Source organism: Paraburkholderia sp. 22098 (genome assembly GCF_052045935.1).
Lineage (GTDB): Bacteria > Pseudomonadota > Gammaproteobacteria > Burkholderiales > Burkholderiaceae > Paraburkholderia > Paraburkholderia caledonica.
Genome location: NZ_JBQEPV010000002.1, coordinates 14,372 through 27,863, shown reverse-complemented (window position 1 = coordinate 27,863; position 13,492 = coordinate 14,372). Strand labels below are relative to the sequence as shown.

Sequence of the window (13,492 nt, the reverse complement as noted above, 5' to 3'; positions counted from 1 at the left end):
AACCGGCGTAGCCGTCCGTCCACCGACTTACTGGAACACCCCGCACGATGAATTTCGCGACTTTCTCGTCTCCCGCCTTCTTTACCGATCCCTATCCGATGTACGAAAAGCTGCGGGAGGCAGGTCCGCTGCTGCCTGTCGGGCCCAACGCGCTCGTCACGGGCCGCTTCGAGATCATCGACGCGCTGTTGCGCGACCGGCGCATGGGCAAGACTTATCTGCAAAGTGTACGCGCACGTTACGGCGACGCGGCCACCGAACAACCGGTATTTCAGGCACTCAGCCGCACCTTTCTGATGATGAACCCGCCGGCGCACACCAAGCTCCGGACGCTGCTGATGAAAGCGTTCAACGCGCGACAAGTCGAAAAGCAGAAAGAGATAGTCGAAGCGACCAGTCGCGAACTTCTGGATCGCATCGGCTCCGCGGCCCAATTCGACCTGTTCAGCGAGTACGCGTTGCCATTGCCGGTCGAGATCATCTGCCGGCTGCTCGATATCCCCTCTTCTGATGGCACTGAACTCGGTGTGGCCGCGAGCCGCCTCGTCGCCGCATTCGATCTCGCGCCGCTCGATGAGGCTGCGCTCGCCGATGCAAATGAAGCCGCGCTCACGCTAGAACGCTATTTCCGCACGGTCATCGAGCAGCGCCGTGCACGCCCCGGCGACGACATCGTTTCGTCGCTGGTTCATGTCGAGGACGAGGGCACGACCTTAAGCGACGATGAAATCGTCTCGAACGTCATACTGTTATTCATTGCAGGCCATGAAACCACGTCGAACATGATTGGCAATGCAATGGTCGCGCTGTTTCGTCATCCAGCGCGGCTCGAAGCGCTCAGGCGCGAGCCGGCAATAATTGCAAAGGCGGTTGCCGAGTGCATGCGCTTCGACAGTTCTGTGCAAATGGTGGTACGCACCGCGCTGGAAGAAGTGGTGATTCACGACATAACGCTCAAGCCAGGCACGATCGTCTTCATGCTGACCGGCGCAGCGAATCGAGATCCCGCGGTGTTCTCGCATCCCGACCAACTCGACTTCGACCGTGGTCCAAGTGTCCCTTCCCTCGCATTCGGCGGCGGCATTCACTATTGCCTCGGCGCAAGACTCGCATTGCTCGAAATGGAAGTGGCGCTGCGAGATCTTCTCGCGCGCTTCCCGCAGATGCAGCCCGAAGATCTTGACCAGCTTAACTGGCACCGCCGTAATAATCTGCGCGGCGTGCAATCGTTGCGGATACATATCTGAGCGATTGCATACGACGCGGTGCGTCGGCTTCTTCTAATTGCGTTTGTCGCGCTGTTTATTCGCGATTCAATCAAAGCGCTATTGCAAATGAATAGACAGTTTTGTTTCTCAATGTGTATGAGATTCGAACTGATACACGGCATTGCAATAGCCAGCTTTCGTGACACACACCAGATACCTCGTGTGGCTTTAATGCATTCCAACGACGGAATCTGAACAACGCGACGCGGCGAACCCCACTGTGCCCGGCCGACTTTCAGATGCCCGTACGGATGCTTTCCACCCGATCTGTTTCAGGAGCACGACATGAAAGTTTCGATCATAGGTTTCGCCTTTGCTGCTTTAGCCGCTTCCGCAATGAGTGCTTCCGCTTTTGCGGCGACGTCCGCCGGCGTTAACGCCAATGCCAACACCTTTGACGCTCAGCAAGCGGCTAGCTGGGCACCGGCCCAGACAGCACTGAAATCGAAGACCCGTGCCGAAGTTCGCCAGGAACTGGTGCGCGCCGAGAAAGACGGTCAGCTTGCAGCACTCAGCAAGCTCTATCAAGGCAGCTAGGTTAGCCGCCCCATTTCAGCCACACAGAACATTTGCTGCCAATTCATTCATTGGAGGTTCCATCATGATCGAGCGCCTTGTTATCGCCGCGGTTCTCTGCGCAAGTGCCGCAGTTGCCGCGCCGGTTTTCGCCAGCAGCGGTTACGGTCCGGCGCCTCACTACAACCCGCTCGTCGGCGCGCCGTCCTCGCAACGCGGCCAGAGCGAGCAGACCGTGCGCGCTGAACAGGCGGAGTTGATGGCCAGCGCGGACGACGCCGCGCAGTCTTACGGCGGCATGCCTGACACGACTTCGCAAGCAGGCTCGCGCGCAATGTCCGGCGTCTCCATCGCGCCGTATACACATCACTGATTACACATCACTGATTACACAGCACTGATGTCTGCATCGTTCACACATACGACGTGTCGCTATTCGCCCCGATGCCCGGCAACGTCGTTATCACTGTGATCTGAGTCCGCTGCTGTCTGACTCGCGCTCCATACCGCTCGCTCATCGACAGGCTCGGCGGTGGAGCGCTCTCTTCGTGAACATTCCGGTCCGCCGCGAACGGCTCGCCGGCTTCTTATAGCGTCAGGAAATCAAACATGTCTTCAACACCGTTTTCTCCCGCTCGACGTCACGTTCTCGCCGCCTCTGTCGCAGTCGGCGCCATGGGGCTAATTCCCGGCTCCGTGTTCGCCGCGACAGGCGACAGCAAGGTTCGTCCGTTCAAAGTCAACGTACCGGAAGCCGAGATCGCCGATATGCGCCGACGCATCGCTGCCACGCGCTGGCCAGGTAAGGAAACCGTCGCCGATGAATCGCAAGGCGTGCGGCTCGTCAGAATGCAGGCGCTAGCGCAGTATTGGGGCACTGATTACGACTGGCGTAAAGGCGAAGCGAAACTGAATGCGCTGCCCATGTTCATGACCGAAATAGACGGGCTCGACATCCAGTTCATTCATGTACGTTCGCGCCACAAGAATGCTTTGCCGCTCATCATGACGCACGGCTGGCCAGGCTCGATTTTCGAACTCATCAAGGTCATCGGCCCGCTCACCGACCCCACCGCTTACGGCGGAAGTGCCGACGACGCGTTTCACATCGTCGTGCCGTCACTGCCGGGTTTCGGTTTCTCCGGACAACCGAAGACAACCGGCTGGGGCTCAGACCATATCGCTCGCGCGTGGGGCGAGTTGATGGCGCGTCTCGGCTATACGCGGTTCGTTTCGCAAGGCGGCGATTGCGGATCGGTCATCTCGCACCGCATGGCGATGCAAAAAGTAAAAGGCTTGATCGGCATTCACGTCAACATGCCCGCAACCGTACCGCCGGATCTGGCTACCTTGCTCCTGCTCGGAGAACCGGCGCCGGCCGATCTGTCGCCGAAAGAGAAAGCCGCCTATAACTCGCTGAATGTTTTCTATCGCGACAATTGCGGCTATGCATCGATGATGGTGACCCGCCCGCAAACCGTAGGTTATGCACTCGCGGATTCGCCTGTGGGCCAGGCCGCCTGGATGTACGACAAGATTTCGCAATGGACGTATAGCGGCGGCGTGCCGGAACGCTCGCTCACCCGCGACGAAATTCTCGACGACATCTCGCTTTACTGGCTGACGGACAGCGCGACTTCTGCCGCGCAGATCTATTGGGAAGATCATTCCAACAACTTCAATGCCGTCGATATTTCGTTACCCGCCGCGGTGACGGTCTTTCCCGGTGAGATCTATCAGGCGCCGCGTAGCTGGACCGAGCGCGCCTATCACAATCTGATCTATTTCAACGAAGTCGACAAAGGCGGTCACTTCGCCGCGTGGGAACAGCCGCAACTGTTCGCAACCGAAGTTCGCGCCGCGTTTCGCACGCTTCGTTAAGAAGAGCGGTAAGTCACGGCGAGCGCCTCGCGCTGTCGCCGTGACGTTTCGCATGCCAACTTCGGCAGCGAGTGCCACAACGCCAGGAATTCCATGCCTGAATCCACGAATACAAAGAAAGCGGCCGCGGCCATTGCCCTTCTGATACTTTCGGTCGCGCTGCGTCCGCCAATCGTTTCGATCGGCCCGGTACTCGATTCGATACAGAGGAGTTTCAGCCTGAGCTACACGCAGGCTTCGTTGCTCACTGCGATTCCCGACATCTGCATGGGTGTGTTCGCGCTGGTCGCGCCGGGTGTCGCGCGCCGGTTCGGCACAGACAACGCGGTGGTCGCCGCGCTCGCTCTGCTTTGCATTGCGATGATTGCTCGCGCATTGGCAGGCTCGGCGGCCGTGCTGCTCGTTTGCACCGTGTTCGCGGGAATCGGCATCGCAATCTCCGGCTCCCTGATTGGCGGGTGGGTCAAAAAGCACTTTGCGCGCGACGCGTCGTACTTCATGGGCATCTACAGCGCGGGACTCAGCGTGGGCGCAACGGTTGCCGCAAGCTCGTCGGGTTATATCGCGCATAGCCTCGGCGGCTGGCGCGTGGCCGTGGCGTTATGGAGTGCGCTTTGCATTACTGCCATTGTGAGCTGGCGCAAACTCGCTCACCGCTTCCAGCAACCGGAGACCGGTGAACGTGAACAACGCCAGCCCGCGAAATCTGCGGCGGCGGCCGGACTTCCGTGGACGAGAATCGACGCCTGGCGCGTTGCCATCTACTTCGGCGCGAGTCAGTTCATTGTCTATGCGTGCTTCGCGTGGCTTGCTTCGTCGAGTGCGGAGATGAATATCGGTGCGCTTTCACCCGGCCTCGTTCTGGGCCTCTTCACTTGCGTGTTCGCGTTGAGCAGCTTCGGTATGGGCATGAAAGCCGGCCATTCGAGCGACCGGCGCGGCTGGTTGGGACTCGCGTCGGCTATCACGGCGCTTGGACTCGGCGGCCTTGCTTTCGCTCCTACGGCTTTTCCCGTGCCGTGCATCGTATTGATCGCCATCGGCCAAGGCATGTGTTTTACGCTTGCGATGACCTTGCCGCTCGACAACACCCATACGCCGGCCGAGACCAATGCATGGAGCGTATTCATGCTCTTCGTCGGCTATCTGGTGGCGGCGCTCGGGCCGTTGAGCTTCGGCTTTCTGCGAGATCGCACGGACGGCTATTTCGCCTCGTATCTGATGCTCTTCCTGGTAGCTGTCGCAATTACGTCGATGGTGCCGCTATTAAGACCCTTGTCGCAATCGGGAAGCAAAGCGATGCCCGCGATGTCCGAGCCGCGTTAATTGACATCTGGCCGCGCGCTTTCAACGACGCATCTGGCGATGACAACCCGTTTTGCCAAAAACACCGTGCCATTGGAATAAAGCCGGAGGCTCAGGTGTTCTTGACTGATACAACGCTCGAATATGCGCCGGCAGGCATCTCTGCGCCATTGCTTCGCCTGCATCGCGTCTTCATCCAACAGCCCCATAGTCATGAAAAGATCAGAAATTCTCGAATCCAACGACCAGTACGTGTCAATGTGGAAAGTACTGGCCGGCGACCGCAAGGGAGCCGATCTGCGCGATAAAGCGGGGCTCTCGGTGTGCTGGGCGGACAGCCCGTTCCCGTTCTGGAACGCGCTATTCATCAACGAGAACATTTCGGATCGCGATCTGCTGCGCGTTCGTCTGAGAATGTCGCGTACTTATATGCTGGCAAAACAGCACAGCGGCCTCGTGTACGTCTGCGAAGATCTGCTGAGCGGTGCGGCGCGTGAAGAACTCGACGCGATCGCCGCCAGCGAGAATCTGACTTTCGCGCTCGATATCACCGGTATGGCCGGCGATATCCTGCCGGTCGAAACGGGCTTGCCGCATCCGGTGCTGGACTTTGCGCGCGTCGACAGCGAAACGGCATTGCAGGCCTATGCCGACATCAATAGCGAAGGATACGGTTTTCCGCTCGAAGCAGGACGCGCGGGCCTTGCGGGCTCGACGTTCTGGAAGAAAACTGCTTTTGCTTACATCGGCTATCTGAATGGTCAGCCGGTCTCGACAGCAGCAGCGATTGTCAACGACGGAGCCATCTATCTCGCGCTCGTGGCGACGCGGCCAGACGCGCAACGCAACGGATTCGGCGAGGCCACCGTCCGTTATGCGCTCAATGCGGCCTACCATGCAACGGCGATCAGGCGGACCATCCTGCACGCTACCGACGCGGGCCTGCCCGTTTACATGAGAGTCGGCTACCATCGCACGACGGTATTCAAGACTTATCGGCCGGCCTGAAGCGTGAGCTGACGCGCATATCCGCGTTGCTAGCTGTGCTGCTAAGCCGCGGTGTAAAGCCGCGGCGCAGAGCAAACAATAGCCTTTACATATTTCCGGAAGTTCTAATGGCCGCATTGCCATGGATTGCCATTTTTATCGCCGCTTCCACGGCAATTTTTCGAGCGCCCCGCCGACTGACATTAGTCCTTCTCGCTATCGGTTACGGGCTCGCGTTTGCACTTGGACAATTGCATGTACTCGCAATACTTCCAATTGCCTTACTGCTGTGCACCGGCATTCTGTTGCAGTGGAACCCTTCGCCGCTCGGCAAACTGCTCTGCAATGTCGTTTTCGTAATCGTGGCGCTCGGCCTCTTTCAGCACTGGTTACCGGGCTTTCAGAACCTGAAGGTGATCGATGCCACGCGTTTCACGCCCGACGCCGCGCCTTATACGATGTACCTGAACTTCGATAAGCCGTTAATCGGCTTCTGGCTGGTACTCACCTATCCGTGGGTTCAGCTGAAGAAATCATTCCCGGTGGTGGCCGTTTCTGCGCTCGGCGCTTGTGCGCTCACGTCGGCGGTCTGCCTTTTTATTGCGTTTGAAGCCGGCTCGATTGCATGGGCGCCGAAGTGGCCGCATCTCGCATGGCTCTGGATGCTCAACAATTTCCTATTCGTTGCGTTCGCTGAAGAAGCATTCTTCCGCGGCTATATTCAGGCAGGAATAACGCGCTTGATGAAAGCGCGGCCGCAAGCCTGGTGGTTCGGACTGATCGTCGCGGCCGTTCTCTTCGGTCTCGCGCACTATCAGGGTGGCACGGCTCTGGTTGTGCTGGCGGGACTATCGGGGCTCGGCTACGGCCTGGCGTATCGTGCCGGCGGACTGCAGGCCGCGATGCTTACGCACTTCGGACTCAATCTGGTGCAATTCGGCTTGTTTACCTATCCATTCATCGCCCGGTCATAAAAAGCCCAAATGCGCCGGGTAAGTGCGATACGGCAATTTGCGTTATGTTTCAGCCCTGATGGAATAATAATTCGATCGGGTTGTTTACGTGTTGATGGATTGCCTGCCCAATTTCGCCTGAACCCATGGATACTCGTCAGATACCGCAACCGGTCCTCAAGCGTCGACGTTCGAGTCAGACGCGGACCCTGCCGCACGAATCAACCCGACAGCGGTGCTCCTGTCATATCGGAGAGCACTTATTCGCCGAGCCGGTGCACGCCGGCAGTGCCGTATCGGACGAGGACTCGTGCCAATGACCGCCGCCGACCTGTCCGCCATGCTTCCGCCGCTGCTGCCGCGTCTGTGGGCATTCGCGCTGCGTATTTCGGGAGATCAGCACGATGCCGAAGATCTCGTGCAGCGTGCCTGCGTGCGCGCACTAGAACGCGCGCATCAGTTGCAACCGGGCACCGCGCCGCTCAGCTGGATGTTTTCGATCGTGCAATCCACGTGGATCAACGAACTGCGCGCGCGCAGCGTGCGCGGGCGCTCGGGCATGGATTGGGACGACGACTTCCTGGAAACCGTCGCCGACCCGGCCGCCCGCACCCCGGAACAGAACGTCATGGATGGCCAGATCGTCAAGGCGGTGCAGCGGTTGCCCGAAGCACAGCGCGTCGTTATGCTGCTGGTAGGCGTGGAGGGCCTTTCCTACAAGGAAGCGGCCGAGGCGCTGGGCGTGCCGATCGGCACGATAATGAGCCGGCTTTCGCGGGCTCGCCAGGCCATCGGCGCCCTCTTTAGTGACCTAAAAGAAGAACGCGTAAACAGCGCGGCGATTAGTAAGGACCAAGGGGCATGAAAATGGAAGACATCCTGCTCATGGCATATGTGGATGGCGAACTAACGCCACACGAGCGCGAGGAAGTCGAGAAGGCAATTCGCACCTCGGCCGATGTCGCCGAACGCGTTGCGTTACTCGAAGCGTCGGTGCTGCCGTATCGGCGCGCGTTCCAGCAACAGGCATTGCCGCCGGTTCCGGAAAGCCTCACTCGCAAAATCGCCGAGCTCGCGCAAGCGTACGCGACACCCGCGGCGGCGTCGCCGGTGGGCGGCAACCATGGCGCGCCTGCCCCCGACTCGCAGCCCGATCCTCTCGCAGGCCCTTCCCTGCCGGTACGCTCGCGCTTACGCACCGCGGCACCGTGGCTCGCGGTCGCGTTCGTCGCCGGCGCTTTCTGCTGCGGCGTGGTGCTGCGCTTCGCGCCTGGCGCTGCGCAAGGCGGCTTCGCGCAATCGACCGCTCAGGTGGCCGGGCAGAACGGCATGCACGACGGCGCACAAGGCGGCGCGTCGCCGTGGGTCATGGCGGCAGTCAGTTATCAGCGCCTTTACACGCGTGATACCGTCGCATTGGATTCGTCCAATATGGCCGCGGCCGCGCACGTTGTCGATAACATCCGTCACGACGACGGACTGCCTATTCGCGTGCCCGACCTGCGTTCGGCCGGACTGACATTCAAACGCATACAGCGGCTGCGCTATAACAACAAGCCGCTGGTGCAGATCGTTTATTTACCCGAAAAAGGCTTGCCTGTTGCACTGTGCGTGATGAAGGACGAAAAGGCCGACTCGGCGCTCGCGCAACAACAGGTGGACAGCATGGACGTCGTCACGTGGCGGCGCGACAAACTGACCTATGCGCTAATCGCCACGCCCGGCGATACCGATCTCGGTGCGCTCGGAAAACGGATTTCCGAAAGCAATGTTGAGGAACTCATCGGCCAGTTGTCCAAAGCCGAACGCCCATTCGCGAGTTGAGTAACAGTATTTCAACAACTGCCCACGTGTCGCACCTCGGGCAGCTTTGAGTACTTGCGTCAGCACTGTCCACACGAACATCGGCGATCCGAAGGCGACTCGCTACAGCGCCGCCTGAAGATTGCATCTTAGCTATCACGCCGGCACACGCGCGGCATCCGCCCTTCCTTCTCGCGATCCTCAGGTGAGCGGCACTGGGATGATTGCCGCTGTCACGCGTCGCCGGGCAAGTCAGCACCTGCCACCCGAAATGCGTTTAATCAGTACGCCAGCGATAACACGCGCCCGTATGCGCGGAAACACCGACTTGGCATCCGGCAGCAACGCTTCCTGGTTGCAGCGCCATTCATTCTTCTCGGCATGTCGTGTGTAACGGGCAGCACTCCCAACACATACTTCCCAATTACGCCCTCGATTTTTTTGCAATGTATCCATCTGAGCGGCAGCTACACAACATTGCAGAACTCCACTTCGCCGACATACGCCAGATACCTTGAGGCGTTCCAATCGTTGTACGGCTTCGTTATTCGAGTCGTTAATGCGCGTCGCAGAGAAGGGATAGTCGTCGCCTGGACAACATGTCCGATGCATTGCCAGAGGTGTAAGGACTTCTTCAGCAGGATTCTCTGTAACGCGTGGTCCGCCTGCGTCAGTTGATGAATGCGTTCGGCCGGTTTAGAGCACTTCGCCCGGCCACGCGACATACACGGCATATAAGGCAGAGGGGTGGCATTTCTTATCAGCGTTACATGGGCAATGAAGCAAACCGATCTCTCACTTCTGCTCCCCGACATGCTCCCGCGGCTCTGGTCGTTCGCATTCCGTCTTTCACGGAATCGCTACGACGCGGAAGAGCTGGTGCAAAGAGCATGCATACGGGGTTTGGAGCGAGCGCATCAATTGCGCGCCGGTACTTCGGCATTGAACTGGATGTTCTCGATTGTCCATTCAACATGGCTCAACGATCTGAAGCAGCGCGATCAGCGCAGCCAGTTGCAGGCCGAATGGAGCGACACGTTGTCGGAGACAGTCGCCGATCCGGGCTCCGCGTCGGAAGCGGGTGCGCTGGCTCAGCAGATCATCGCGGCAGTCGAGCGGCTGCCTGAAGCGCAGCGTGTCGTCCTGTTGCTGGTGAGCGTGGAAGGCTTCGGCTATCAGGAGGCAGCCGACGCGCTGCACATACCTGTGGGCACCGTGATGAGCCGACTGTCGCGCGCGCGGCGGACCATCGGCGCGCTGTTCGATGACGACTGCAAAACGGCGAGATAGCGCCGGCTCCGTCAAGCGGGAATAAACGTGCACGGTGGCGTGTTGTTGTGTCAGCACCGCCCCTCATGCCCTACTTGCGATAGACACACATGTCATCTCTTTTCAGAATGCTGCTCGTGTACGACGGCACAGCCGAGTCCCAAGCCGCGTTGTTGCGTTGTTCGCAACTCTCGCTGGCGTTGTCGGCCGCAGTCGATGTGGTGTCGATCGTCGACCCGGCAGGCGCAAATGCGCACTCTGCGGGCATGCTGAGCGACCTCGCCTACAGCCGCCTCGAAGAATTCGCGCGCCATACGTTGCAAACCGCCATTGGCAAACTCGCGGACAGCGGCGTCACCGCGCACGGCTACCTTACTTTCGGACGCACGGCGGACGCCGTCTCGCGACACGCGGCCAACTTCAATTCGGATATCGTGGTGGTCGGCCACCGAACGCAGAAGGGGTTCTTGCGCTGGCTGGGCGAGCGGCCGGTTCATCTGGATCTGGCTGAACGGCTTCGCGGATCGACTATCGTCACCGTCACGCTGCCGTCGGCATAGCGTCGGATATTCCGCACTGTGAAGTTGCGTTACGCGCACAACAGGTGGTTCGCGATCCCAAGTGCTTCACAGTGCAGACCTTCACATACTTAGCAATCCGGATCGACAGGCGACGCGGGTGCACCACGCGCTTCGATCGCTTCGCCGGCGAGCAGGCACAGGTCTTCACGAAAGTGCGCCGCGACGATCTGAACGCCGACCGGCACGCCGTCGACGAGTTGTGTCGTTACCGCCAGACCCGGCAAACCCATCGCAGGCAAAGCGCGCATCGTCAGTTGTGCTTCCCACACGCGGTCGAAGCCCGCTGCGCCCTGCATGTCGAGGTCGTCGGGGAACGGGAGTTCCGATGAAACCGGCATCAGCACGACCGCGTACTGGTCGAGAAACAGCCGCCATTGACGCAGCAACGTCGTGCGCCTGACGAGCGAACGGCTGATCACATCGGCAGGCAGGTCTTTCACTTTGAGACGCGCGGCCGCGACCACCGCGTGCGCGCCAGGATCGCCGTCGCTCGCTACCATGTCGGCGAGCGCCGCGAAGCCGTCGCCGAGCCACAGCCGTTCCTGCAATTGCGCGGCTTCGCGAATCGCCGGCACGTCGTCGATTTCCTCGACGGTCCAACCGGCGTCGACCAAACGGCGCGCGGCGTCGAGCAAGGCGTCCTCTACTTCCTTCGCGATCTGCAAGCCGCCCGGCCGCAGACAGATGGCCGCGTGCAACGGCACCGCGCGTCCTTCGAGCGGCATCGACATATACCAGGGATCGCGCAGATCAGCCGCGGCGAGCGCGGCGAGACCGAGGCGCAGGTCCTGCACAGTTCGCGCGATGGGTCCGGTTGCGGACATGAGTTGCGCACCGATTGCGCGTTCAGGCGACGAAGCGTTGAAGGCCGGCACGCGACCGAAGGTCGGCCGCAGCCCGTGTACGCCGCATGCGTAGGCGGGATAGCGCAACGAGCCGCCGATGTCGGTGCCGAGCGCAAGCTGGCCGATGCCCGCCGTGACCGCTGCCGCCCCACCGCCAGTCGAGCCGCCCGGCGTCAGTTTCGCGTTGCGCGGATTCAGCGTGCGGCCGTGCACCTGATTCGAGGTGAACCAGCGCAGCGCGAAGGTCGGCGAATTGCTCCGGCCAAGCAGCACCGCACCGGCTTTCGTCAGATTGTCGACGGCGGGACTATTGGTTTGCGCCACGAGGTTTTCCTGCAACCGCGTACCGTTGGTGGTCGCGAAACCGGCGTGGTCAGTATTGATCTTCGTCGTGACCGGCACGCCGGCAAGCGGCCCCGGATCTTCGCCGTGCGCTATTGCGCGGTCCACGTTATCCGCTTGCTCGAGTACCAGTTCGGGCCGATGCGCGACCACTGCATTAACTTTCGGATTCACCGCATCGAGCCGCTCCAGCGCGGAGAGCGCCGCTTCGCGCGCAGACACGTTGCGGGTCTTGACCAGTCCGGCAAGCTCGGCCGCGGACAAACGCCATAGTTCACTCATGTTGCCTCCAATAAGAATTCCTATTTGAACGGCTCAACGTATCCGCCGTATTTCCAACTGATGCCGCTTTGCAAGCCACTTTTTCCAGAAGCGCCGCAGATACATTGCGCTACGAAAGTCAGCACGCTTGGTGCACATGAACGGCGATGCAGCAACGGCAAGAAGGAGGCGCGCGACGTCACGTCGTTCACGCGACGATTAACGGCAACGTGAGCCGCGCTTCGAGGCCTCCCGTCAGGCGGTTTTCCAGACAAAGCTCGCCGTGCATCGCATGGGTGAGTCGCCGCGCGATCGCGAGACCGAGGCCCGAACCTGGTGCGCGCGCGGCAGTGCGCGGCGCGCGATACCACGGCGCGAATACTGCTTCCATCTGCGACGGTTCAATGCCTGGTCCGTTATCCAGCACGGCAAACACCACGGCCTGCGCTTCGACTCGCAAACGCAAACGCACGTCGCTGCCGTAACGCAATGCGTTGTCGATCAGATTGACGAGAACGCGACGAAGCCCATGCGGGCATGTCTCGATCGAATAACCGACCTCGCCTTCTAGTTCGATGCAATGCCCCGCATCGCGATAGTCGTCGATCAGGCCGTTTAGCAACGCGTCGACAGACACATGAGTCCGCGGCTCTTCCACGTTGCACTGCATTCTCGCGCAAGCCATGCTCGCCTCGACTAGCTGCTTCATCTCGGCGAGGTCGCGCGTCAGCGAACGCCGCAACGCGAGATCGTCGAGCGTCTCGCAGCGAACACCCATGCGTTTAAGCGGTACCTGCAGGTCGTGTGCGTAAGCGGCCTGACTATCGAGCAGTTCCGCCAGGCGAGCCGCATGACGGCCGCGTGTGAAATCGATTGCGCGAGTCAACCGCAACACCGCAGATGGACCGCGCTCGGGGAGCGGCGCATGCTCGTCGCTTGCACTGTGCAACTCGATCGCCTTTGTCAGATGCTCGATGCTCACACGCAGATGCCGCACATACATCCACAATGCGGCGGCGAGCAGCGACAACGAGATGGCCACGCCTGCGGCGATCGCCACTGAACCAGTTGCGGCGAAACAGCGAGTCACGAACAGCGTGATCGCCCGGCCACCCAGGTCGAAGAGCGGCACGAGCAACGCGCACGCAGCGATTGCCACTGTGTTGCGGATCCGGCCCGTCACAAGCAGGCGACGAATTCCAACGGCCGGCTGCAACGCCGAGTCTTCGGCATCTGCTCGAACCAGTGCAGGCGATCGGCGAGTGGAATCGGATGGCATCAACGCAATCATCGTCATGGAGATTCTCCTATCGCCGCCGCGATGCGCGCACATCGGTACTCGCGTTCAAATCGCACGAGCGTTTCGACGTTCTTCGCAGCAGGCATCTGGTCGCCGTGTGAAGGCGGCTTGTTCATTCGAGCATGTCGGATGAAAGGAAGTCGCTCGCCGTCATCGCCCGTGATAGAAGCATATCGTTCGA

At 60.3% G+C, this 13,492-nt stretch carries 14 protein-coding genes; 11 read left to right on the top strand and 3 right to left on the bottom strand.

Annotated elements, in window-relative coordinates:
- Nucleotides 1-47: 47 nt before the first annotated feature.
- The 5 genes from ACTJLB_RS03690 (at nt 48) to ACTJLB_RS03670 (ending at nt 4,991) form a co-directional block, all read left to right on the top strand.
- The gene (locus ACTJLB_RS03690; RefSeq protein WP_440782523.1) at nt 48-1,247 is read left to right on the top strand and encodes a cytochrome P450; all 1,200 of its coding nucleotides are present in this window, start codon (nt 48-50) and stop codon (nt 1,245-1,247) included.
- A gap of 306 nt (nt 1,248-1,553) precedes the next feature.
- Nucleotides 1,554-1,805: a DUF4148 domain-containing protein gene (locus tag ACTJLB_RS03685; RefSeq protein WP_440782522.1), complete on the top strand. Its 252-nt coding sequence runs from the start codon at nt 1,554-1,556 to the stop codon at nt 1,803-1,805.
- 64 nt (nt 1,806-1,869) lie between these two features.
- The gene (locus tag ACTJLB_RS03680) at nt 1,870-2,157 is read left to right on the top strand and encodes a hypothetical protein (protein ID WP_440782521.1); all 288 of its coding nucleotides are present in this window, start codon (nt 1,870-1,872) and stop codon (nt 2,155-2,157) included.
- A 236-nt stretch (nt 2,158-2,393) separates the two neighbouring features.
- Complete coding sequence (locus ACTJLB_RS03675; RefSeq protein ID WP_440782520.1) at nt 2,394-3,665, top strand: epoxide hydrolase family protein; 1,272 nt, start codon at nt 2,394-2,396, stop codon at nt 3,663-3,665.
- A 93-nt stretch (nt 3,666-3,758) separates the two neighbouring features.
- Entirely contained in the window at nt 3,759-4,991 is a 1,233-nt protein-coding gene (locus ACTJLB_RS03670; RefSeq protein WP_408172028.1) for an MFS transporter, read from the top strand.
- Here the strand turns inward: ACTJLB_RS03670 and ACTJLB_RS03665 are convergent.
- A complete protein-coding gene (locus ACTJLB_RS03665; RefSeq protein WP_408199773.1) occupies nt 4,988-5,185 on the bottom strand; it encodes a hypothetical protein in 198 nt (65 codons plus the stop codon). The genes ACTJLB_RS03670 and ACTJLB_RS03665 overlap by 4 nt on opposite strands.
- Between ACTJLB_RS03665 and ACTJLB_RS03660 the strand changes: the two genes are divergently transcribed.
- The 6 genes from ACTJLB_RS03660 (at nt 5,184) to ACTJLB_RS03635 (ending at nt 10,542) form a co-directional block, all read left to right on the top strand.
- The gene (locus ACTJLB_RS03660; protein WP_440782519.1) at nt 5,184-5,978 is read left to right on the top strand and encodes a GNAT family N-acetyltransferase; all 795 of its coding nucleotides are present in this window, start codon (nt 5,184-5,186) and stop codon (nt 5,976-5,978) included. The genes ACTJLB_RS03665 and ACTJLB_RS03660 overlap by 2 nt on opposite strands.
- A 107-nt stretch (nt 5,979-6,085) precedes the next feature.
- Nucleotides 6,086-6,931 carry a CPBP family intramembrane glutamic endopeptidase gene (locus ACTJLB_RS03655; protein ID WP_310360009.1) on the top strand — a complete coding sequence of 282 codons (846 nt, stop codon included), beginning with the start codon at nt 6,086-6,088 and terminating at the stop codon, nt 6,929-6,931.
- Nucleotides 6,932-7,226: 295 nt separating this feature from the next.
- Nucleotides 7,227-7,775 (top strand): RNA polymerase sigma factor, encoded by a 549-nt coding sequence (locus ACTJLB_RS03650; protein WP_020070054.1) that lies wholly within the window; start codon nt 7,227-7,229, stop codon nt 7,773-7,775.
- A complete protein-coding gene (locus tag ACTJLB_RS03645) occupies nt 7,772-8,734 on the top strand; it encodes an anti-sigma factor family protein (protein ID WP_440782518.1) in 963 nt (320 codons plus the stop codon). The genes ACTJLB_RS03650 and ACTJLB_RS03645 overlap by 4 nt, the downstream gene beginning before the upstream one ends.
- 756 nt (nt 8,735-9,490) lie before the next feature.
- Nucleotides 9,491-10,003 (top strand): RNA polymerase sigma factor, encoded by a 513-nt coding sequence (locus ACTJLB_RS03640; protein WP_440782517.1) that lies wholly within the window; start codon nt 9,491-9,493, stop codon nt 10,001-10,003.
- An 89-nt stretch (nt 10,004-10,092) separates the two neighbouring features.
- On the top strand, nt 10,093-10,542 hold the full coding sequence (locus ACTJLB_RS03635; RefSeq protein ID WP_440782516.1) for a universal stress protein: 450 nt from the start codon (nt 10,093-10,095) through the stop codon (nt 10,540-10,542).
- Between the two features lie 89 nt (nt 10,543-10,631).
- Here the strand turns inward: ACTJLB_RS03635 and ACTJLB_RS03630 are convergent, their stop codons facing one another.
- Together ACTJLB_RS03630 and ACTJLB_RS03625 are read right to left on the bottom strand one after the other, a co-directional pair.
- Complete coding sequence (locus tag ACTJLB_RS03630; protein WP_440782515.1) at nt 10,632-12,032, bottom strand: amidase family protein; 1,401 nt, start codon at nt 12,030-12,032, stop codon at nt 10,632-10,634.
- Nucleotides 12,033-12,219: 187 nt separating this feature from the next.
- Complete coding sequence (locus tag ACTJLB_RS03625) at nt 12,220-13,308, bottom strand: ATP-binding protein (RefSeq protein ID WP_440782514.1); 1,089 nt, start codon at nt 13,306-13,308, stop codon at nt 12,220-12,222.
- Nucleotides 13,309-13,492 lie beyond the last annotated feature (184 nt).

Coding starts and splice junctions, on each gene's coding strand:
- ACTJLB_RS03625 (WP_440782514.1), bottom strand. CDS start 13,308: ATGACGATGATTGCGTTGATGCCATCCGATTCCACTCGCCGATCGCCT.
- ACTJLB_RS03675 (WP_440782520.1), top strand. CDS start 2,394: ATGTCTTCAACACCGTTTTCTCCCGCTCGACGTCACGTTCTCGCCGCC.
- ACTJLB_RS03680 (WP_440782521.1), top strand. CDS start 1,870: ATGATCGAGCGCCTTGTTATCGCCGCGGTTCTCTGCGCAAGTGCCGCA.
- ACTJLB_RS03630 (WP_440782515.1), bottom strand. CDS start 12,032: ATGAGTGAACTATGGCGTTTGTCCGCGGCCGAGCTTGCCGGACTGGTC.
- ACTJLB_RS03670 (WP_408172028.1), top strand. CDS start 3,759: ATGCCTGAATCCACGAATACAAAGAAAGCGGCCGCGGCCATTGCCCTT.
- ACTJLB_RS03690 (WP_440782523.1), top strand. CDS start 48: ATGAATTTCGCGACTTTCTCGTCTCCCGCCTTCTTTACCGATCCCTAT.
- ACTJLB_RS03650 (WP_020070054.1), top strand. CDS start 7,227: ATGACCGCCGCCGACCTGTCCGCCATGCTTCCGCCGCTGCTGCCGCGT.
- ACTJLB_RS03635 (WP_440782516.1), top strand. CDS start 10,093: ATGTCATCTCTTTTCAGAATGCTGCTCGTGTACGACGGCACAGCCGAG.
- ACTJLB_RS03655 (WP_310360009.1), top strand. CDS start 6,086: ATGGCCGCATTGCCATGGATTGCCATTTTTATCGCCGCTTCCACGGCA.
- ACTJLB_RS03660 (WP_440782519.1), top strand. CDS start 5,184: ATGAAAAGATCAGAAATTCTCGAATCCAACGACCAGTACGTGTCAATG.
- ACTJLB_RS03665 (WP_408199773.1), bottom strand. CDS start 5,185: ATGACTATGGGGCTGTTGGATGAAGACGCGATGCAGGCGAAGCAATGG.
- ACTJLB_RS03640 (WP_440782517.1), top strand. CDS start 9,491: ATGAAGCAAACCGATCTCTCACTTCTGCTCCCCGACATGCTCCCGCGG.
- ACTJLB_RS03645 (WP_440782518.1), top strand. CDS start 7,772: ATGAAAATGGAAGACATCCTGCTCATGGCATATGTGGATGGCGAACTA.
- ACTJLB_RS03685 (WP_440782522.1), top strand. CDS start 1,554: ATGAAAGTTTCGATCATAGGTTTCGCCTTTGCTGCTTTAGCCGCTTCC.